This is a genomic window from Dactylosporangium sp. CS-033363 (assembly GCF_050942475.1).
Classification (GTDB): Bacteria; Actinomycetota; Actinomycetes; order Mycobacteriales; family Micromonosporaceae; genus Dactylosporangium.
Genome location: NZ_CP192032.1, coordinates 2,357,410 through 2,377,427, shown reverse-complemented (window position 1 = coordinate 2,377,427; position 20,018 = coordinate 2,357,410). Strand labels below are relative to the sequence as shown.

General features: G+C 71.2%; 17 protein-coding genes. 11 read left to right on the top strand and 6 right to left on the bottom strand.

The annotated features are described in order from the left end of the window. Positions 1-11: 11 nt before the first annotated feature. Positions 12-647, bottom strand: coding sequence for a hypothetical protein (locus ACQPZ4_RS10920; RefSeq protein ID WP_433058474.1), 636 nt, complete (start codon positions 645-647; stop codon positions 12-14). Between the two features lie 62 nt (positions 648-709). Beyond that, positions 710-1,285 (bottom strand): TetR/AcrR family transcriptional regulator, encoded by a 576-nt coding sequence (locus ACQPZ4_RS10915; protein WP_433058471.1) that lies wholly within the window; start codon positions 1,283-1,285, stop codon positions 710-712. Between the two features lie 63 nt (positions 1,286-1,348). Between ACQPZ4_RS10915 and ACQPZ4_RS10910 the strand changes: the two genes are divergently transcribed. Genes ACQPZ4_RS10910 through ACQPZ4_RS10900 form a run of 3 tightly spaced genes read left to right on the top strand, consistent with a single transcriptional unit; the run spans position 1,349 to position 3,964 of the window. Next, entirely contained in the window at positions 1,349-2,230 is an 882-nt protein-coding gene (locus ACQPZ4_RS10910; RefSeq protein ID WP_433058468.1) for an SDR family oxidoreductase, read from the top strand. A gap of 35 nt (positions 2,231-2,265) precedes the next feature. Next, entirely contained in the window at positions 2,266-3,069 is an 804-nt protein-coding gene (locus ACQPZ4_RS10905) for a DUF3105 domain-containing protein (RefSeq protein ID WP_433058465.1), read from the top strand. Beyond that, positions 3,053-3,964, top strand: a complete 912-nt coding sequence (locus ACQPZ4_RS10900) for a septum formation family protein (RefSeq protein ID WP_433058462.1) — start codon at positions 3,053-3,055, stop codon at positions 3,962-3,964. Before ACQPZ4_RS10905 ends, ACQPZ4_RS10900 begins: the two co-directional genes overlap by 17 nt. Here ACQPZ4_RS10900 and ACQPZ4_RS10895 read toward each other — a convergent pair. Next, on the bottom strand, positions 3,938-4,324 hold the full coding sequence (locus ACQPZ4_RS10895; RefSeq protein WP_433058459.1) for a hypothetical protein: 387 nt from the start codon (positions 4,322-4,324) through the stop codon (positions 3,938-3,940). The two genes, ACQPZ4_RS10900 and ACQPZ4_RS10895, sit on opposite strands and share 27 nt — an antisense overlap. 79 nt (positions 4,325-4,403) lie before the next feature. After that, a complete protein-coding gene (locus ACQPZ4_RS10890; RefSeq protein WP_433058457.1) occupies positions 4,404-7,301 on the bottom strand; it encodes a DEAD/DEAH box helicase in 2,898 nt (965 codons plus the stop codon). A gap of 128 nt (positions 7,302-7,429) precedes the next feature. On the opposite strand from ACQPZ4_RS10890, the gene ACQPZ4_RS10885 reads away from it, so the two are divergent. Continuing rightward, positions 7,430-10,576 carry a penicillin acylase family protein gene (locus ACQPZ4_RS10885; RefSeq protein WP_433058454.1) on the top strand — a complete coding sequence of 1,049 codons (3,147 nt, stop codon included), beginning with the start codon at positions 7,430-7,432 and terminating at the stop codon, positions 10,574-10,576. Here the strand turns inward: ACQPZ4_RS10885 and ACQPZ4_RS10880 are convergent. Together ACQPZ4_RS10880 and ACQPZ4_RS10875 are read right to left on the bottom strand one after the other, a co-directional pair. Further along, on the bottom strand, positions 10,573-11,073 hold the full coding sequence (locus ACQPZ4_RS10880) for a hypothetical protein (RefSeq protein ID WP_433058451.1): 501 nt from the start codon (positions 11,071-11,073) through the stop codon (positions 10,573-10,575). The two genes, ACQPZ4_RS10885 and ACQPZ4_RS10880, sit on opposite strands and share 4 nt — an antisense overlap. Before the next feature lie 32 nt (positions 11,074-11,105). Continuing rightward, positions 11,106-11,648 carry an AAA family ATPase gene (locus ACQPZ4_RS10875; RefSeq protein WP_433058449.1) on the bottom strand — a complete coding sequence of 181 codons (543 nt, stop codon included), beginning with the start codon at positions 11,646-11,648 and terminating at the stop codon, positions 11,106-11,108. Between the two features lie 92 nt (positions 11,649-11,740). Here ACQPZ4_RS10875 and ACQPZ4_RS10870 point away from each other — a divergent pair, with 92 nt between their 5' ends. From ACQPZ4_RS10870 to ACQPZ4_RS10840, 7 genes are all read left to right on the top strand, one after another. Next, on the top strand, positions 11,741-12,124 hold the full coding sequence (locus ACQPZ4_RS10870) for a hypothetical protein (protein ID WP_433058446.1): 384 nt from the start codon (positions 11,741-11,743) through the stop codon (positions 12,122-12,124). 301 nt (positions 12,125-12,425) lie between these two features. Continuing rightward, on the top strand, positions 12,426-13,436 hold the full coding sequence (locus ACQPZ4_RS10865; protein ID WP_433066449.1) for a LacI family DNA-binding transcriptional regulator: 1,011 nt from the start codon (positions 12,426-12,428) through the stop codon (positions 13,434-13,436). A 19-nt stretch (positions 13,437-13,455) separates the two neighbouring features. Next, positions 13,456-14,271: an exodeoxyribonuclease III gene (locus tag ACQPZ4_RS10860; protein ID WP_433058444.1), complete on the top strand. Its 816-nt coding sequence runs from the start codon at positions 13,456-13,458 to the stop codon at positions 14,269-14,271. Between the two features lie 414 nt (positions 14,272-14,685). Next, the gene (locus ACQPZ4_RS10855; RefSeq protein WP_433058442.1) at positions 14,686-15,768 is read left to right on the top strand and encodes an ABC transporter permease; all 1,083 of its coding nucleotides are present in this window, start codon (positions 14,686-14,688) and stop codon (positions 15,766-15,768) included. A gap of 181 nt (positions 15,769-15,949) precedes the next feature. Next, positions 15,950-17,710 (top strand): ABC transporter substrate-binding protein, encoded by a 1,761-nt coding sequence (locus ACQPZ4_RS10850; protein ID WP_433058440.1) that lies wholly within the window; start codon positions 15,950-15,952, stop codon positions 17,708-17,710. A 151-nt stretch (positions 17,711-17,861) separates the two neighbouring features. Continuing rightward, positions 17,862-18,863 (top strand): ABC transporter permease, encoded by a 1,002-nt coding sequence (locus ACQPZ4_RS10845; RefSeq protein ID WP_433058438.1) that lies wholly within the window; start codon positions 17,862-17,864, stop codon positions 18,861-18,863. Positions 18,864-18,915: 52 nt separating this feature from the next. Beyond that, on the top strand, positions 18,916-19,995 hold the full coding sequence (locus ACQPZ4_RS10840; RefSeq protein ID WP_433058436.1) for an ABC transporter ATP-binding protein: 1,080 nt from the start codon (positions 18,916-18,918) through the stop codon (positions 19,993-19,995). Positions 19,996-20,018: the final 23 nt, after the last annotated feature.

The following is a 20,018-nucleotide window of genomic DNA, read 5'->3' as shown; positions in this document are numbered from 1 at the left end:
CCTGGAAAGCGTCAGCGACCAGCGCTGATCTTCTGCCGGATGGCCGCCACGATGCGCGGGATCTCGCGCCGCTCCAGCTGCGTCCAGCTGTCCCCGTAGGTCGCGTCCCGCACCAGCGTGGCCAGCCCCTCGGTGACCTTGCACCGGGCCACGGCCCGCGCGAACATCGACACCGGATAGCCGCCGCCCGGCCGCGCCAGGAGCCCGGTCGTCCACTCGCGGGTCTCCGGGATCTCCTGCATCTCGGTCCACTCGAAGCGCCCGATCACCCACAGCGCCCCGACCTCCAGCTCGTCGATCACCTCGCGGGGCCGGCCGAAGCGCTGCGGCACCAGCCGCTTGCGCCGCTCGACGATCGGGACGGGCGCGATCCCGGCCGCGTAGAAGTCCATCGCCGCCTGGCCGGAGGTGACCCAGGTCCGCTCGGTCGCCTCGCGGGCCTCGACCTTGGCGTCCCGCGCCTCCCGGCCGTCGCGCCCGCCGCGGACCCGGGAGCGGCGCTCGAGGCATTGGATGCACAGCGCGGCGTACCCCTCGCCGGTGACCTCGTTGTGCGCCTGGTGCGACATGCAGAAGGCGCGGCCGCATTCCCGGCACCGCCCGATCGCGAGCACGGCGCATCGATCGATCTCGCATTCGGCGGCCATGGGGCCGACCCTATCCGCTCGTCTGGTCGAGCGCGCGCCACCCTGGGGCGACCGGGCAGCGCTCAGCCCAGGCCCGCGCTCGCGGCGCGCAGCTCATCGAGCGCGGCCAGGGTGAAGGTCGCGAGCTCGTCCTTCTCACCGTCACCCGACGACCACTCGGCGTAACCTCGCTTGAAGGCGAGCACACCGAGCTCGCCGGCCAGGGCCGCGAGGGGGTCGGGCACGCCGCGGGCCACGAGCGCGGCGGTCATCGCGGCCGCCATCCCGACGCTCTTGAGCGCGTCGCGCTCCTGCAGTTCCGCGTTGGTGGCCATGGCCTCCCGCAGCCGCGGCCCGAGCTGCCGGTTCAGCGGACCCATGGCGCCGGAGGCGGCCCGCAGACCGCCCGCCACCGCTTCGAGGGGGCTGGCCCCCGCCGGCGCCGCGGCGATCCCCTCGGCCAGCAGGCGGCTCAGCGTCTCCTGCCCGGCCACCAGCAGCTCGCGCTTGTCGCGGAAGTGGCGGAAGAAGGTGCTCTTGGTCAGCCCGGCCCGCTCGGCGATCTGCGCCACCGTCGTGTCGTCGTACCCCTGCTCGACGAACAGTTCGAGCGCGGCGACCACGATCCGCTCGCGCGCGCCTGGTTCCCATCGAGCCACATCGGCGATTCTACGAGTAGAGTGATGGGACAAAGGTCCCATCACCTTGGGGAGAGAACCACCATGCAGGTCTTCATCACCGGCGGCAGCGGCCTGGTCGGCTCGGCCGTCGTCGCCGAACTGCTCGCCCACGGCCACACCGTCCTCGCGCTGGCCCGCTCCGAGCGCTCGGCCCTGGCCCTCAAGACGGCCGGCGCCGAGCCCCTCGCCGGCGGCCTGGCCGACCTGGACGCGGTCCGCGCGGGCGCGCAGCGGGCCGACGGCGTGATCCACCTCGCCTTCAGCAACGACTTCAGCAGCGCCGACGCGCTGGCCGGGGCGATCGCCGAGGAGACCGCCGCCCTCACCGCGCTGGGCGAGGTCCTGACCGGCAGCGACCGGCCGCTCGTCACCGTCTCGGGCACGCCGTTCGCGCCGGGCCGCCCGGCCACCGAGGACGACCCGGTCCCGACCGACGGCCCGGTCGGCGGGCGCGGCCGCACGGTCACGGCGATCCTGGGCCTGGCCGGGCGCGGGGTCCGCAGCTCCGCGATCCGCCTGCCGCGCACCGTGCACAACAACGGCACGGGCGGGTTCGCCGGCCTGCTGACCCAGATCGCGCGGCAGTCCGGCGCCTCCGGCTACCCGGGCGACGGCACCCAGCGCTGGCCCGCCGTCCACGCGCTCGACGCGGCCGTGCTCTTCCGGCTCGCCCTGGAGCGGGCGCCGGCCGGGACCGCCTGGCACGCGGTCGACGACGAGGGCGACGCGGTGCGGGACATCGCGGCGGTCATCGGCCGGCGGCTGGGGCTGCCCGTGCAGCCGGTGCCGGTGGAGACGTACGGCCCGCTCGGCCCGATCTTCGCGACCGACCAGCCGGCGTCGAGCGCGAAGACCCGCGCGGAGCTCGGCTGGGCTCCGAAGCACCCGAGCCTGCTCGCCGATCTGGAGAACATCCAGCCCTGACGGGATCAGGCGGGCATTCCGGTAATCTCGGCGCCATGACCGGCCCCTACCCCGAGCCGCCGTACGCGCCGCAGCAGCCCCCGGCCGCGCCGTACGCACCGCAGGAGCAAGCGCCGTACGCGCCGCAGCAGCCGCAGGCGCCGTACGCGCCGCCGCAGTATCCGCCGCCCGCGGCCTACCCGCCCCCGCCCTACATGCCGGGGCCGGGCGGACCGGGCATGCCAGGGGGTCCGGCCCAGCCGAAGAGCAACAAGAACCTGATCATCATCCTCAGCAGCGTCGCCGCCGTGCTCGCGATCCTGTGTGTGGCCGGAGTCGTCGGGGTGTTCTGGTTCGTCGGCTCCCGCAACGACAGCGCCACCGACGACGCCGACGTGAGCAAGGACATCCCGGGCGTCATCGACTACCGGCTCACCCACCCGGACTGGCTCGGCCGCGACCACGTCGAGGACACGGCCAAGCCCGACTACCCGATGGTCCCCGCGGCCGGCGGGAACCACTTCGGGATGTGGCAGCGCTGCGCCGGCGACGTGTACGACAAGGAGATCCCCGAGGGCCGCGCCGTGCACAGCCTGGAGCACGGCGCGGTCTGGATCACCTACCAGCCGGGCCTGGCCAGGTCCGAGGTGGACAAGCTCGCGGCCAAGGTGCGCAACACCGACTTCATGCTGATGAGCCCGTACGACGGCCAACCCAGCGCGATCTCGCTGCAGGCGTGGGGGTACCAGCTGCGGGTGGACAAGGCCGACGACCCGCGGGTGGATCAGTTCATCAGGAAGTACCGCCAGACGGCGTCGCTCGAACCGGGCACGCCCTGCAGCAATGGCCTGGCGGAGTAGCCGGTTGCTCCTGGCCGCCGCCGTCCTCGCGACGGCGGCGGCCTGCGGCGCGCCCGCGCACACCGACGGCGACCTGACCAACGGGTGGCCGATGCTGCCGAGCGCGAAGTACGTGCCGCCGCAGGCCGGGCAGTGCCTCGCCGGCGGGCCGTTCAGCGCGTTCGAGAAGCCGGACCGGGCGGTGCTCGTCGCCGTCGACTGCGCCCAGGAGCACAGCGTCGAGGTGGTCGCGACCGGGACGGTGGCCGGGGACGCCCTGCCGGCCTGGGACTCCGACCCGACCCGGGCCGCGTACGCCGCGTGCGACCAGCAGTCGAGCGCGTACGCCGGCGGGGACTGGCGCACCGGGCGGCTGTTCCCGTTCCTGTCCCTGCCCAGCCAGGCGGCGTGGCAGGGCGGGGTGCGCACGTACGTGTGCGGGCTGGCCGAGGCGGGCGACGACCTCTTCGCGCCGGCGCCCCGTACCGGCAGCGTCAAGGACGGCCTCAAGGACCCGCGGCCGCTGGCCCTGACCTGCGTGGACCTCGACGGCGGGGACCTCACGCCGGAGGGGTTCTACCGCAGCGTCGACGCCGTCACGCCGGTGGCCTGCACCGAGCCGCACGACACCGAGTTCGTCGGGGCGTGGGCGGCCCCGGCGGGCCCGTTCCCGGCCGACGCGCAGGCGCTCAACGCGACCGTGAGCAAGGCCTGCTTCACGCTGGTGGCGGCGTTCATGGGGCTGAGTGAGCTGCAGCTGTACCAGCGCAAGGACGTCTACACGTTCTGGGACGGGCTGACCCAGGCCCAGTGGCAGCTCGGCGACCGCACCGCGCACTGCTTCCTCAACGTGTCGACGGCGAAGACGCTGCACCGGTCGCTGAAGGGCCTAGGGGCCAATCCCCTCCCGGCCTAGCACGACCTGCAGCAGGCCGCCCTGATCGGCCCCGTCGACGAGCCGGGTGACCTCCATGGTCGCGACCGACGGCGGCCCGAACGCCACCGCGAGGCGGATGCGCACCGGCGTCTGGTCGTCGGGCGGCAGCCCCGCGCGGAAGACCCGGCACAGCGCGGCGAAGGCCCGCGGCTCGTTCACGTCGGCCGGAAAGACCACCAGCGCGCCGTCACCGAGCATCTGCAGTTGTACCTGCGCAAACGCGATCCCGGCCCGCCCCGCCGCCTGCTCGATGGCGTCGTGCAGCCGCCAGTGCAGCTCCTCCCGCGCGGGCAGCACCGGGCCGACGAGCAGTACGAACGCGCATAATCGCTCAGTCACGCCAGCGCCTCCGCAGGCTCCGGCGCCGGCGTGGAACTGTGCTTCCAGTGAGCGGCCCCTCCGCTCCGCTCCGGACCACTCACCCCGCCACCGCCGCGGCCGGATCCAGGGTCAGCAGCGAGCGCAGGTCGGCGGTTGACAGCTCGGTCAGCCAGCCCTCGCCGGTGCCGACGATCTGCTTGGCCAGCCCGCGCTTGTCGGCGATCAGCGTGGCGATCTTCTCCTCGACCGTGCCCGCGGTGACGAACTTGCGCACCTGCACGGCCTTGCGCTGCCCGATCCGGAACGCCCGGTCGGTCGCCTGGTCCTCCACGGCCGGGTTCCACCAGCGGTCGACGTGGATCACGTGGTTGGCCGCGGTCAGCGTCAGCCCCGTCCCGCCCGCCTTGAGGGAGAGCACGAACAGCGGCGGCGAGGACGGCGAGGCCTCCTGGAAGCGGGCCACCAGCGCGTCCCGGCCGGCCTTGGGCACCCCGCCGTGCAGGAACGCGACCTCGCGGCCGAAGCGGGCGGAGAGCTCGGCCCGCAGCATGCCGCCGAACTCCGCGTACTGCGTGAAGATCAGCGCCCGCTCCCCCGCCGCCAGGATCTCCTCGGCGAGCTCCTCGAGCCGGGCCAGCTTGCCGCTGCGGCCGGGCAGGCGGCTGCCGTCGCGCAGGGCCAGCGCCGGGTGGTTGCAGATCTGCTTGAGCCGGGTCATGGTCGACAGCACCAGGCCGCGCCGCTCGATGCCCTCACTGCTGTCGATGCGCGCGAGCATGTCGTCCACGACCGCCTGGTACAGGCTGGCCTGCTCCGGGGTCAGGCTGCACACGACGTCCATCTCCAGCTTCTCGGGAAGGTCGGAGATGATCGTGCGGTCGGTCTTGACCCGGCGCAAGACGAACGGCTGGGTGATCCGGCGCAGCCGCGCGGCCGCGTCGGCGTCCCCGTCGCGCTCGATCGGCTCGGCGAAGCGCTCCTTGAACTTCGTCGCGCTGCCCAGCAGGCCCGGGTTGGCGAACTCCATGATCGACCAGAGGTCGGCGAGCCGGTTCTCGACCGGGGTGCCGGTGACGGCCACGCGGTGCCGGGCGGGCAGCCGCCGCACCGCCGCCGCCTGCTTGGTGGCCGCGTTCTTCACGGCCTGGGCCTCGTCGAGCACCACCCGGTGCCACGGCACCCGCGCGAACAGCTCGACGTCGCGGGTCGCCACGGCGTAGGTGGTCACGACGACGTCGAAGCCGGCCGGGTCCAGCGCCCGCGCGCGATCCGCCCCGTGGTGGACGTGCACCCGCAGGCCCGGCGCGAACTTCGCGGCCTCCCGCTGCCAGTTGCCGACCAGCGACATCGGGCACACCAGCAGCGTCGGACCGGGCGCGGCCCCGGCCAGCAGCGCGAGCAGCTGCACAGTCTTGCCGAGGCCCATGTCGTCGGCGAGGATGCCGCCCAGCCCGGCGCGCTCCAGGAAGCGCAGCCAGTTCAAACCCCTTCGCTGGTACGGCCTGAGCTCCCCGCTGAACGCCGGCGGCACGTCCCCGTCGCCGATGCGCACGTCCGCCTCGCCGCTGAGCAGGTCCCCGAGCCACCCCTCGGCGGCCACCTCGATGACCGGCAGCCCGCCCGGCCCCTCGGCCGCCCCGCCCGCCATGTGCAGCAGATCGGCGACGGTCATCGACTCCTGCTCGCGGTGCCGCTCGATGAACGAGAGCCCCTCGGCGAGCCGGCGCGGGTCGAGCTCGACCCACTGGCCGCGCAGCCGGATCAGCGGCGCCTTGAGGTCGGTGAGCCTCCGCAGCTCGTCCTCGGTCAGCGGCTCCCCGCCGAGGGCCAGCTCCCAGCGGTAGTCGACCACCGCCCCGAGGCCGAGGCCGCTGTCGGTGCTGACGGTGCCGGGGGCGGTACCCCCGCTGCCGTCCTTGACCTTCAGGCGGGCGCCCAGACGGGCCGACGCGCGGCGCCACCAGCCGGGGAGCACGACGCCGAAACCGGCCGCGGCCAGCAGCGGGGCGCCCTCGCTGAGCAGCCGGTGGGCGCCGTCGGTGTCGAGGCGCAGGGCGACCGGGCGGGCGTCGCGCAGGGCGTCCTCCAGCGCGGGGTACAGCCGGCTCGCCCGCCCGAGCTCCGCCAGCAGCGTCTCCTGCGGGGCCGGGATGTGCCGCTGCAACGCCTTCAGCGCGCCGCGCGAGCGCCACACCCGGTCGGCGTTCACCACGAGGGTGGGCTCGTCGGCGGCCTGCAGCGCGAACTCGAGGGTCCAGTGCGGGTCGGGCGCCGGCTCCTCGCCGACCTCCGGCTCGGGCGGCTCGACCAGCCGGAAGCAGGCCCGGACCGATCCCCCGACGGCGTCGGCCTCCCAGGCGGCCAGCCGCTTCTGCAGCAATGCGGCAGTTTCGTGGTTGATTGACCGATCTGTTCCGGCGAGCGCGCCGAGCCAGCCCGGCGCGGCGCCGGCCGGAATCGTCGCCCGGGTCGCCGCGTCCACGAAGGCGTCCAGGGCCTCGGTCACCGCGGCCACCCGGGTCACGCCGGGCGTGGCGGCCAGCGCGGCGGACGGCAGGGCGAGCGCGAGGGCCCGGGCGTGGGCGGCGTCGCGGCCGGTCAGCACCGGCGCCCAGCGCGCCTCCGCGCCGACGATCGCGGGCAGCATCCGCCCCCGCGCGACCAGGCCGGCCGCGAACTCGCCGAGCGCGACGAACCACTCGGTGGACTGGGCCAGCGCGATGTCGTCGCCGGCCAGCCCGGGGATCCCGCGCAGCAGCCCGAGCGCGTCGTCCGGCTCGTACTCGACGGTCGCCACCGTCCACGGTTTGAGCTGCGCCTTCTCGGTGACCGCGGGCCAGGGCTCGGGCCGGCGGTTGCGGGTCGGCAGCGCGAGCCGGCGCTCGGCCGCGACGCCCGTGTCGCCGTCGAGGTTCAGGCCCGCGAGCGCAGTGCCGTCCTCCTCGGCCCACAGACCGAGGCGGCCTTCGACCCAGAGGGCATGGACCACGAGCACCGGTGAAGCGTAGTGGAATCCCTGCGTATAGACGGGATGACACCTCTGTTCAGTGACGGGCGTCGTTGTTACCATCCGGTAATCCGAGTCATTTTCATATTGGCTCGCAACCCCCGGAGGGATCCGCCATGTCCCTGCCCGTCGTCAAACGCGCCCTGGGGGCGTTCCTGCTCACCGCGGCCGTCCTCGTCGCCCCGGCGCTCGCCGCGCCGGCCGAGGCCGCGGTCCTGACCCCGAACGACTACTGCCTCGACCAGTGCAACGACATCCTGCCGCCGGGCCAGAACGGCAACGCCACCCTCGCCGACATCCTGGCCCACAAGGCCCTGGGCACCCGGCCGGCGCACTCCGCCGACCAGCTCGGGCCGTACGCGAACCTCGTCTCCGCCTACACCGGGCTGACCGACGAGCAGATCTCGTCCTTCTACAACGACGCGTCGTTCGGGGTGCCGGCCGGCCAGGCCGCGCGCACCTACAGCCCCCGCTCCGACGTGACGATCGTGCGCGACAAGTCCCTCGGCGTCCCGCACGTCACCGGCACCACCCGGGCCGGGACGATGTACGGCGCCGGGTATGCCGGGGCCGAGGACCGGCTCTTCGTGATGGACCTGCTGCGCCGGGTCGGCCGCGGCAAGCTGACCCCGTTCGCGGGCGGCGCGCCGGGCAACCGGGAGCTGGAGCAGAGCATCTGGCGGCAGGCCCCGTACACCGAGGCCGACCTGCAGGCCCAGGTCAACGCGCTGCGCACCAAGGGCACCCGCGGCCAGCAGCTCTACGACGACGTGCAGAACTACATCGCCGGGATCAACGCCTACATCGCCGCGTGCATGTCCGGGCGCAACTGCCCCGGCGAGTACGTGCTCACCGGGCACCTCGACGCGATCACCAACGCCGGCGGGCCAGAGCCGTTCCAGATGACCGACCTGATCGCCATCGCCGGCGTGGTCGGCGGGCTGTTCGGCGGCGGCGGGGGCGGCGAGGTGGAGTCGGCGCTGGTCCGGGTCACCGCGCGGGCCCGCTACGGCGCGGCCGAGGGCGACCGGCTGTGGGCGGCCTTCCGCTCGCAGAACGACGACGAGGCCGTGCTGACGCTGCACAACGGGCAGTCCTTCCCGTACGGCGCGGGCGACCCCGACGCCGCCGGTGTCGCCATGCCGGACGCGGGCAGCGTCTCCGCCCAGCCGGTGGTGTTCAACCCGACCGGCTCGGCGACCACCACGGCCGGGCTCGCCCCGGGCAGCGCGACCAAGCGGGGCATGTCCAACGCGGTCGTGGTGGACGCGGCGCACTCCTCCACCGGCCACCCGATCGCCGTGTTCGGGCCGCAGACCGGGTACTTCTCGCCGCAGCTGCTCATGCTGCAGGAGCTGCAGGGCCCGGGGATCAGCGCGCACGGGGTCGCCTTCGCCGGGCTCAACCTCTACGTGCTGCTCGGCCGCGGCCAGGACTACGCCTGGAGCGCCACCTCGTCGGAGCAGGACATCACCGACACCTACGCGGTCCCGCTGTGCAACACCGACGGCTCCCCGGCCACCGCGCAGTCCACCGCCTACCGCTTCCGCGGCACCTGCACGCCGATGGAGGCGCTGACCCAGAACAACGCCTGGACCCCGACGGTCGCGGACGGCACCGCCGCCGGGTCCTACCAGCTCATCTCGTACCGCACGAAGTACGGCCTGGTCGCCTGGCGCGGGACGGTCGGCGGGGCGCCGGTGGCCTTCACCCAGCTGCGCTCGACCTACCGGCACGAGGCGGACTCGGCGATCGGCTTCCAGGCCTTCAACGACCCGGCGGCGATGGCGAACCCGGCCCGGTTCATCGACTCGGCGAGCAACGTGGGGTACGCGTTCAACTGGTTCTACGTCAACGCCACCGACACCGCGTACTTCAACTCCGGCAGCGACCCGGTCCGCAAGTCCGGCGCGAACCCGAACCTGCCGACGAAGGCCGACGCGGCATATGAATGGTCGGGCTGGAATGCGGATACGAATACGGCCGACTACATTCCGGTGGCCCAGCATCCGCAGTCCACGGGACAGGATTATTTTGTCTCTTGGAATAACAAGCAAAGTAAGGACTTCTCGGCAGCCGACGGAAACTTCAGTTTCGGCGCCGTGCACCGCGCGGACCTGCTCGACAAGCGCGTGAAATCGGCGCTGAGCGCGGGCAAGGTGGACCGGGCCGGGGTGGTGCGGATCGTCGAGGACGCCGCCGTCACCGACCTGCGGGCCGAGAACCTGCTGCCGGAGCTGCTGCGCATCCTGGACCCGGCCGGGACCAGCACGGATGCCAACGTGGTGGCGCTGCGGGCCTGGCTCGCGGCCGGGACCAAGCGGGTCGAGACCAGCCAGGGCTCGCACGTCTACCAGCACGCGGCGGCGATCCGCACCTTCGACGCCTGGTGGCCCAAGCTCGTCGACGGCACCTTCCGGCCCGGCCTCGGCGACGACGTCTACGCGGCGCTGACCAGGGCGTTGCAGATCGACGAGTCGCCGTCCGGGGCCACCGGGCCGACGAACGCGGGCTCGCTGAACCAGACCCAGGGCCACAAGGGCTCGGCGTTCCAGTACGGGTGGTGGGGGTACCTCGACAAGGACCTCCGCTCGGTCCTCGGCGACCCGGTGCGCAGCGGCCTGGGCAAGACCTACTGCGGCGGCGGCAACCTCGCGGCCTGCCGGCAGGTGCTGACCTCGACCCTGGCCACGGCCGCCGCGGAGCCCGCCACCACCACCTACCCGGGCGACAGCACCTGCTCGGCCGGCGACCAGTGGTGCGCGGACACGATCATCCAGTCGCCGCTGGGCGGCATCACCCACGACAAGATCTCCTGGCAGAACCGGCCGACGTACCAGCAGGTCGTCTCCTTCCCGGCCAAGCGCGGCGACGACATCGCCAACCTGGCCCAGGGCAGGAGCGTCAGGGCCAGCAGCACGCAGCTCTTCTACTCGACCGGGGCGGCCGTCGACGGCGACCCGACCAGCCGCTGGTCCAGCGGGTGGAGCGACAACCAGTCGTTCACCGTGGACCTCGGCTCGGCCCAGTCCGTCCGGCGGGTGATCCTGCGCTGGGAGTCGGCGTACGGGACGCGTTACCGCATCGAGGTGTCCACCGACAACAGCACCTGGACCACGGCGGCGACCGTCGACGCGGGCAACGGCGGCATCGACAACGTGACGTTCGCGCCGGTCACCGCCCGGTACGTGCGCATGACCGGGGTCGCCCGCGCCACCGGCTACGGGTACTCCCTCTGGGAGTTCGAGATCTACAGGAGCTAGATCGCCGCGCGATGGCGGCCGGCGGGGAGCTCGTGCGCGGGCACCTCGGCGGCCGCCCAGGTGACGTACTGCCCCGCCCGGCTCAGCACGCAGGTGCTCACGAGCAGCTCGACGAGCACCTGCTGGCTGAAGCCGGGCGGCGGCGCGGCCAGGGCCCGCTCGGCCACGAACGCCGCGGCGACCGAGCGGCGCAGGGCCCGGTCGCGCGGGAACACGGCCCGGCCGGTGAGGTAGAAGGCCTCCTCGCCGGTGTCCATCGGGAACGTGTGCAGCGCGAAGCGGCTGTCGCGCAGCAGGTCCTCGAGCTTCGGCGAGACCATGAGCAGCAGGTAGAGGCCGTCCTCGACGAGCAGCGGGCTGACCGGGTGCACCCGCGGGCCGCCGTCGGCGCGCACGGTGCCCAGGTAGGCCAGGCCCACGCCGCCGCGGTAGAGCAGCGCGCGGCCGGCCGCGGCGAGATCCGGGGCCGAGCGCCGGAACCGCCCCCACGAGAGCATGGCGCCCAGACTCGCGCACCGGCGGCGCCGGGTCAATGCACGTTTCTGCGCCAGGCGTCGATCAGCTGCTGGACCTCGTCGGCGACCTCGTCCGGGTCGAGGTCGTCGGTGTCCACGACCTCGCCGAGCGGGCGCAGGTCGCGGCGGGCGGTGAGGTACGCGCCGAGATCCTCCAGCCGCCACCCGCGCGAGTCCGGGCCGTCGTCGGCCTCGACCCGCTCCACGAGCGCCGGCGCGGAGACGTCCAGCAGCACGTGGCGTACCTCGTGGCCGCGGTCGCGCAGCGCGCCCAGGATCTCCTCGAGGTGCCCGCGGCGCAGCATCGTCATGGGCACCAGCAGCGGGTCGGCCCCACGGGCCTGCCGGGCCGCGGCGGCCACGGTGGCCGCGCGCCAGGCCGGCAGGTCCCGGTAGTCGCCGTGCCGGACGCCGGGGCGGACCAGCCCGGCGGCGCGCTGCATCACCCAGCCGATGCGCTCGGCGTCGAACGCGCGGGCCCGGGGCTCGCGGCGGCACAGCTCGTTGGTCACGGTGCCCTTGCCGACGCCCGACGGGCCGTTGAGCCAGACGATCACGGTCGCCTCCAGCGGTGCGTTCTGGTGCGGCTTCCAGGATTCTCGCAGGCGGGACCGAGGGGGATGCCAGTCTGACAGGCCATAAATAAGGCATGACGATCCTGACCCTTCCCCCGCGCAACACTGCCGTGCTCGACCAGGAGCGCATCGACGTCCTGCTGATCGCGCCCGCACATCGCCTTCCGGAGCTGGACAGGTACCTTCCCCAGGGCTGGGTGGTGACCCGGCGGGCCGAGATGCCGGCCGGGTGCCGCGAGCCCGACATCGTCGTCCTCGACGACCCCGGCCCTCGCTCGGTGACCGCCGCCTGCCTGCGCCATCCGGCCGCCTCGATCGTGGCCGTGCTGAGCCCGTACAGCGATCACCAGGCCGTGATCGACGTGCTGGAGGCCGGCGCCGACGCCTGTGTGCGCTCCGCCACGGCCGCGGTCATCGCCGCCCACCTGGAGGCCTGCCGGCGCCGCCAGGCGGCATAACGGGATTTGGCGTTTCCCACAACATATTCCAGAGAGCGCTCTCAACCGATTCTCTGATTGACATTGGGCTAGTCATGGGCCAGTCTGATTCCAGTCTTGAGAGCGCTCTCCGGCCGATACGGCGGCTTGGGTGACCGGCGTATCGTGTTCCGGCGAATCGTGATCAGGGTGTAACCGGTGTGAGGGTGCGACGGGCGATGGAGCGACATGCTCCATCGCCCGTCATTGTTTGTGCGCTGCACATTGCTGAACTTCAGTCATGATGGTCCGGCGAACAGATATGGGGGACGCCACAATGGTGATGTCGGGGCGGGACCGGCCCACTCTCGAAAACGTCGCGCAACGCGCGGGGGTGTCGCGCGCCACCGCCTCGCGCGTGGTCAACGGCTCCACCTCGGTGGCCCCGCACATCCGGGACAAGGTGCTCAGCGCCGTCGAGGCGCTCGGCTACGTCCCCAACCAGGCCGCCCGCAGCCTGGTCACCCAGCGCACCGACTCGATCGCGCTGGTCGCCTCCGAGACCGCGAGCCGGGTCTTCTCCGACGACCCCTTCTTCTCCAGCATCATCCGCGGGGTGAGCCTCGAGCTCGAGGCGGTCGACAAGCAGCTGGTGCTCATGATGGTCGGCCCGAGCGGCCCGAGCCACGACCGCGTCGAGCGGTACTGCACCGGCGGCCACGTCGACGGCGCGATCATCTTCTCCATGCACGGCGCCGACCCGCTGCCCGAGCGGCTGAGCCGGGCCGGTGTGCCGGTGGTCTGCAACGGGCGGCTGCTGATCCAGTCCTCGGTGCCGTACGTCGACGTCGACAACGAGGACGCCGCCCGCGCCGCCGTGCGCCACCTGCTCGACACCGGCCGCCGCCGGGTGGCCACGATCGCCGGGCCGCAGGACATGAGCGCCGGCATCGACCGCCTCAAGGGGTACCGCGCGGCGATGCAGGACAGCGGCCGCCGCTCGCTCGTCGCGGTCGGCGACTTCACCCGCCAGTCCGGCGCGCTCGCGATGAGCCAGCTGCTCGGCGACGACCCCGAGCTCGACGCGGTGTTCGCCGCCTCCGACGCGATGGCCGAGGGCGCGCTGCGGGCGCTGCGCCAGGCCGGCCGGCGGGTCCCGGACGACGTGGCCGTGGTCGGCTTCGACGACATGGACTTCGCCCGCGACACGGAGCCGCCGCTCACCACGGTCCGCCAGCCGATCACCGACCTGGGCCGGATGGCGGCCCGCCAGGTGCTGCGGATGGCCTCCGGCGAGCAGATCGAACCTGTACTACTGCTACCCACCGAGTTGGTGAAGCGCGAATCGGCATAGGCGTGGGAGGGTGGCAGGCGTGAGGCTTGCTACCTGGAACGTGAACTCGGTCAAGGCGCGACTGCCCCGGCTCCTGGAGTGGCTGGAGCAGTCCGCCCCCGACGTGCTGTGCCTGCAGGAGACGAAGCTCGCCACCGACGCCTTCCCGTTCGAGGAGGTCAAGGCGCTCGGGTACGACACCGCGCACCACGGCGAGGGCCGCTGGAACGGCGTCGCGCTGCTCTCCCGGGCCGGCCTCGACGACGTGCGGCGGGGCTTCGACGGCGATCCGGGCTGGAGCGGGGAGCCGGGCGGCGAGGAACCGCTGTTCGAGGAGCCCAAGCAGGAGGCCCGGGCGATCTCCGCGCTGTGTGGCGGGGTGCGCGTGTGGTCCGTCTACGTCCCCAACGGGCGGACGCCGGAGTCGGCGCACTACGGGTACAAGCTGACGTGGCTCGAAGCTCTTCGCCAGGCGGTGGCGGCGGATCTGGCCGGCGGTGCACCGGTGGCCGTCTGCGGCGACTTCAACGTGGCGCCGGCCGACTCGGACGTGTTCGACCCGGCCGCCTTCGCCGGCTCGACACACGTCACCCAGCCCGAGCGCGACGCCGTCGCCGCGCTGCTGGCCACGGGGCTGACCGACATCGTCCCGAAGCCGATGAAAGGCCCCAACCCGTTCACCTATTGGGACTATCGGGCCGGTATGTTCCACCAGGACAAGGGCATGCGGATCGATCTGGTCTGCGCCAGCGCGACGATCGCGGGTGCGGTCAAGGGTGCCTACATCGATCGCGAGGCCCGCAAGGGCAAAGGGCCCTCTGACCACGCGCCCGTCGTGATCGATTTCAATATTTGAACACACTGTGTCACGATGAACCCCGACCGGGCTGTGCTGTTAAGTGTTAAACGATCAACGATCGTCCTGGATAGCCCGATCTCGGCGGACTTGCTGCCATGTTTCCGGCACGTTGCGTGACCGCACCGTTACGATTCGCCGGTAATTCGCCCGTTTAGGGGGTGTATGATCCAAAAGTCGCTGTGCTTGGATCACGCCCTCATCACGGCGCGGCGTGGACTTGGTTACAGGACAGGGGGTGACCCTTGACGATCGGCCAAACGGGAGACAGGGTTCCACCAACGAAGGCGACGACACCACGTCGGCTTCGTGCACGCTCTGCCCGTGGACCGAACCTGCGGATAGGGCACCAGGAGTCCACGAAGACACAGCCGATCGGCTGCTGACTGCCACGGGCCCCGGTCTGGCCGCCGCATGCTCGCTGCACGGTGCGACGGTCATCGCTGGCGGCTTTCGGAAGGCGGGCAGGCGGCCGGGGAGAGGGGCACCACGCCCATGACTATGGGACCCGTCACGTCGAAGAGCGACGAACAGGTACCGACGGTCGAAGAGGCGACCGCCACGCCTGCCGGTGTTCCCGCGAAGGCCATCGAAGGTCGCTCGCTCAGTCAGATTGCGTGGACGCGGCTCAAGCGTGACAAGGTCGCGCTCGTCGGAGCCGGGTTCATTGTTTTCCTGGTGCTTGTCGCGGTGTTCGCCCCCCTGATCAACAAGGTGTGGGGGCACCCGGTCAACGAGTTCCACCAAGACAAGATCGATCCGTTGCTCGGCGGCATTCCGCCCGTCGGCACCTGGGGCGGCGTCAGCAGTGATTTCCTGCTCGGCGTCCAGCCCGTCACCGGCCGGGACCTGTTCTCGCAGATCATCTACGGCGCCCAGGTCTCGCTGCTCGTGGCGCTGTCCGCCACGATCGTCGCGGTGACCCTCGGCGTGGTGCTCGGCATCGTGTCCGGGTACTTCGGCGGCGCGATCGACAGCGCCATCAGCCGCCTGATGGATCTGATCCTGGCCTTCCCGTACCTGCTGTTCTCCATCGCTCTGATCTCCGTCGTGCCGGCGAGCACGGGCTGGCGGGTCGGCGTGGTGATCGCGGTGATCGCGTTCTTCAGCTGGCCGTACATCGGGCGTATCGTCCGCGGTCAGACTCTCTCCCTGCGGGAACGCGAGTTCGTCGAGGCCGCGCGCAGCATCGGCGCGGGCCCGGGCCGCATCCTCTTCCGTGAGCTGCTGCCCAACCTCGTCGCCCCGATCCTGGTCTACGCGACGCTGATCATTCCCACGAACATCCTCTTCGAGGCCGCGCTGTCGTTCCTCGGCGTCGGTGTCCTGCCGCCCACCCCCTCGTGGGGCCGGCTGCTCTCCGACGCCGTGCAGTACTACGAGTACGACCCGATGTACATGTTCGTGCCCGGCTTCGCGATCTTCCTCATGGTCCTCGCCTTCAATCTGTTCGGCGACGGCCTGCGTGACGCCCTGGACCCGAAGGCCAACCGGTAGCCCGCAAGGGCCGCCGGGGCCTTCGGCCGTCACGCACCACAGCACCATCCTGTCCGGCCATGGCCGCCAGCCCGGCCGAACCGTGTGCACGTCACCCCAAGCTTCACGCGCACAGCAGCACAGCTCGGACGGCCCGTCCCTCGGCGGGTCGCGCCAAACAAGGAGGGAAAACCCAGTGAGAATGAGGACAGGGGCTCTGGTGGCCGGCTCGGCTGCTATCGCCCTGGTGTTGTCCGCCTGTGGGTCGGGCGGCGACAGCCCCAAGACCAGCGAGAGCGGCGGCTCGGGGGTGAGCGGCTTCAACGCCGCCACCAAGGGCGTGGTCAACCCTTCTGACAAGAAGGGCGGCACGCTCAAGCTCGTCAACAACTCCGACCCGGACTCGTGGGACCCGGCGCGGGCGTACTACGCCTACGTCTGGAACTTCATGAAGGGCTACTACGTCCGCACCCTGCTGACCAACGAGTCGAAGCCGGGCGAGGACGGTCTGAAGCTGGTTCCCGACCTGGCGCAGGCCATGCCGGAGGTCTCCGCCGACGGCAAGACCTACACCTTCAAGCTCAAGTCGGGCCTGAAGTACGAGGACGGCTCGCCGATCACCTCGAAGGACATCAAGTACGGCATCGAGCGCGTCTTCGCGCAGGATGTCCTCTCCGGTGGTCCGACCTACCTGATCGACGTGCTCGACCAGGGCCAGAACTACAAGGGCCCCTACAAGGACACCGACCCGAACAAGCTGGGTCTGAAGTCGGTCACGACGCCGGACGACACCACCATCGTCTTCTCGCTGAAGGACCCGCTGTCGGACTTCCTGTACCTGCTCGCCACCCCGTCCGCCGGCCCGATCCCGCAGGCCAAGGACACCGGCGACAAGTACGGTGAGAAGCCCGTCTCGAGCGGCCCGTACAAGTTCCAGTCGTACGACCAGGGCAAGAAGGCCGTGCTGGTCCGCAACGACCAGTGGGACCCGAAGTCCGACACCGTGCGCAAGGCGCTGCCGGACCAGATCGACTTCACCATCGGCACGGCGGTCGAGGAGATCGACAACCAGCTGCTGAGCGGCGAGATCGACATCGACACCGCGCAGACCGGTGTCCAGCAGGGCTCGCAGCCGAAGATCCTGCTCGACCCGGAGAAGAAGAAGAACGCGGACACCCCGAACACGGGCTTCATCCGCTACTTCTCGATCAGCACCAAGGTCGCGCCGTTCGACAACATCCACTGCCGTAAGGCCGTGCAGTACGCGACGGACAAGATCACGATGCAGACCGCTCGTGGTGGCGCCGAGGCCGGTGGCGACATCGCCACCAACATGCTGCCCCCGAACATCGCGGGTCACGACGACTACGACCCGTACAACACCAAGTCGGGCAAGCCGCAGATCGACAAGGCCAAGGAAGAGCTCGCCGCGTGTGGCAAGCCGAACGGCTTCGACACCGTGATCGCGACCCGCACCAGCGGCAAGGAGCCGAAGACGGCCGAGGCGCTGCAGGCCGCGCTGAAGAACGTCGGCATCAACGCCCGCCTCGACCCGACCGAGCCGTCGCTGTACTTCCGCTCGACCATCGGTGCGCCGTCGAACGTGGCGGCCAAGGGCTACGGCCTCATGATGGCGGGCTGGGGTGCCGACTTCCCGACCGCGTACGGCTTCCTGTCCGTGCTGGTCGACGGCCGCAACATCCTGCCGTCGGGCAACAACAACTACGCCGAGCTCAACGACCAGGAGATCAACGGCCTGATCGACCAGGCGAAGGCGGAGAAGGACCCGGCCAAGGCGGCCACGATCTGGACCACCATCAACCACAAGGTGATGGACCAGGCCGTCATGGTGCCGTTCGTCTACGACAAGGCGCTCAACTACCGCAACCCCCGCGTCACGAACGTGTTCGTGACGGAGTACTACGGCATGTACGACTTCGGCAGCCTGGGCGTCCAGTCCTGACCCTCGGGTCGGATTGCTCGCTCTAGCGTCGAAGCAGCAAGCCTGAACAGCCGGTAACCCGCCCTTCACGAGTACAGAAGGCAGGTGAGGGCCACGGCGCCGGCCGGTGCGACGGGAACCCCGTCGAGCCGGCCGGCGTCAGGCCGCACACGTGATCAACTACATCTTGCGCCGCCTGGTCACCGCGGCACTGCTCATCGTGGCCGTCTCGATGGTCACCTTCGCGATCTTCTTCCTGATCCCGAAGGCGTCGAACGCAGATCCCGCCGAGATGTACGTCGGTAAGTCGGCGACCCCGCGCGACGTGGAGGCGACGCGGATCAAGCTGGGCCTCGACCAGCCGATCTACGTCCAGTACGGCCGGTTCGTGAAGGGCCTGGTCGTCGGCCGCGACTACAACAGCGGTCCGTCGGTCACGCACTGCTCGGCCCCCTGCTTCGGCTACTCGTTCCGCACCGACCGCGAGGTCTGGCCGCTCCTGCTGGACCGGCTTCCGGTCACCATCTCCCTCGCCATCGGCGCCGCGATCCTCTGGCTGGTCGGCGGCGTGGCGGGCGGCATCATATCCGCGCTGAAACGCGGAAAGTTCGCCGATCGAGCCGTCATGATCGTCGCGCTCGCCGGCGTCTCCCTACCGGTCTACTTCACCGGTCTCGTCTTCCAGTCGCTGTTCGTCCACCAATGGAAGATCTTCCAGGGTGGCGAGTACATCAACTTCGTGGACGACCCGTGGGGCTGGGCCAACAAGCTCTTCCTCGCCTGGGTGAGCCTCGCCCTGCTGTTCGCCGCCACCTACGCGCGGCTGACGCGGGCGCAGATGCTCGAGACCATGGGTGAGGACTACATCCGCACCGCCCGGGCCAAGGGTCTGAAGGAACGGGTCGTCATCGGCAAGCACGCCATGCGCGCGGTGCTCACGCCGATCGTGACGATCTTCGGCCTCGACCTCGGCACGCTGCTGGGCGGCGCGATCCTCACCGAGCGCGTCTTCAGCCTGCCGGGCATCGGCAAGCTCAGCGTCGACGCGGTGACCCAGAAGGACCTGCCGATCATCCTCGGCGCGACGCTGTTCGCCTCGTTCTTCATCGTCATGGCCAACCTGATCGTGGACGTGCTCTACGCCGTGATCGACCCGCGGGTGCGGCTCTCATGACCCGTTCCCCGTCCCGGTCCCCGCTTCACGGCACCCCAGGAAAGGAGTGAGCATGTCCAGCAGCCTGCTCACCGACGGCACGCCGAGCCCCGCCGGGCCCGGGCCGCACACCGCAGAGTCGTTCCTCGACGTGCGGGACCTGCGGATCCACTTCAACACCGACGACGGCGTGGTCAAGGCCGTCGACGGCCTGACGTTCCAGCTCGAGCGCGGCGAGACCCTCGGCATCGTGGGCGAGTCCGGCTCCGGCAAGAGCGTGACGAGCCTGGGCATCCTGGGCCTGCACCGGCGCGGCTCCGCGAAGATCTCGGGCGAGGTCTGGCTCGACGGCGAGGAGCTCATCGGCGCCTCCCCCGAGCGGGTCCGCCTGCTGCGCGGCGACAAGATGTCGATGATCTTCCAGGACCCGCTGACCGCGATGCACCCGTACTACACGGTCGGCGCCCAGATCATCGAGGCGTACCGGGTGCACCACAAGGTCAGCAAGAACGAGGCCCGCAAGCGCGCCATCGAGATGCTCGACCGGGTCGGCATCCCGCAGCCGCAGAAGCGCGTGGACGACTACCCGCACCAGTTCTCCGGCGGTATGCGCCAGCGCGCGATGATCGCCATGTCGCTGGTCAACAACCCGCAGCTGCTGATCGCCGACGAGCCCACCACGGCGCTCGACGTGACGGTCCAGGCCCAGATCCTGGACCTGATCCGCGACCTGCAGTCGGAGTTCAACTCGGCGGTCATCATCATCACCCACGACCTCGGCGTGGTGGCCGAGGTGGCGGACGAGATCCTGGTGATGTACGGCGGCAAGTGCGTCGAGCACGCCACCGCGGAGACCATCTTCCGCCGCCCCGAGCACCCGTACGCCTGGGGCCTGCTCTCGTCGATGCCCCGCGTCGACCGCGAGGTGCGCGACCGGCTGGTGCCGATCAAGGGCAGCCCGCCGTCGCTGATCAACCTCCCGAGCGGCTGCTCCTTCCACCCGCGCTGCCCGTACGTGGAGCGCAACGGCATCCCTTGCAAGACGGTCGAGCCGACCCTGGCGGAGGGGACGCCCGAGCACGGCGTCGCCTGCCACATCCCGCCGGCGGAGCGCAACGCCATCTTCAAGTCGGACATCGCCCCGAACCTCTGAGGAGCACGACAGTGTCGACGACG

Excerpts from the sequence above, each read along its gene's own strand:
- ACQPZ4_RS10920 (WP_433058474.1), bottom strand. The coding sequence starts at position 647 with ATGGCCGCCGAATGCGAGATCGATCGATGCGCCGTGCTCGCGATCGGG.
- ACQPZ4_RS10910 (WP_433058468.1), top strand. The coding sequence starts at position 1,349 with ATGCAGGTCTTCATCACCGGCGGCAGCGGCCTGGTCGGCTCGGCCGTC.
- ACQPZ4_RS10905 (WP_433058465.1), top strand. The coding sequence starts at position 2,266 with ATGACCGGCCCCTACCCCGAGCCGCCGTACGCGCCGCAGCAGCCCCCG.
- ACQPZ4_RS10900 (WP_433058462.1), top strand. The coding sequence starts at position 3,053 with ATGGCCTGGCGGAGTAGCCGGTTGCTCCTGGCCGCCGCCGTCCTCGCG.
- ACQPZ4_RS10885 (WP_433058454.1), top strand. The coding sequence starts at position 7,430 with ATGTCCCTGCCCGTCGTCAAACGCGCCCTGGGGGCGTTCCTGCTCACC.
- ACQPZ4_RS10880 (WP_433058451.1), bottom strand. The coding sequence starts at position 11,073 with ATGCTCTCGTGGGGGCGGTTCCGGCGCTCGGCCCCGGATCTCGCCGCG.
- ACQPZ4_RS10870 (WP_433058446.1), top strand. The coding sequence starts at position 11,741 with ATGACGATCCTGACCCTTCCCCCGCGCAACACTGCCGTGCTCGACCAG.
- ACQPZ4_RS10865 (WP_433066449.1), top strand. The coding sequence starts at position 12,426 with ATGTCGGGGCGGGACCGGCCCACTCTCGAAAACGTCGCGCAACGCGCG.
- ACQPZ4_RS10855 (WP_433058442.1), top strand. The coding sequence starts at position 14,686 with ATGCTCGCTGCACGGTGCGACGGTCATCGCTGGCGGCTTTCGGAAGGC.
- ACQPZ4_RS10850 (WP_433058440.1), top strand. The coding sequence starts at position 15,950 with ATGAGGACAGGGGCTCTGGTGGCCGGCTCGGCTGCTATCGCCCTGGTG.
- ACQPZ4_RS10840 (WP_433058436.1), top strand. The coding sequence starts at position 18,916 with ATGTCCAGCAGCCTGCTCACCGACGGCACGCCGAGCCCCGCCGGGCCC.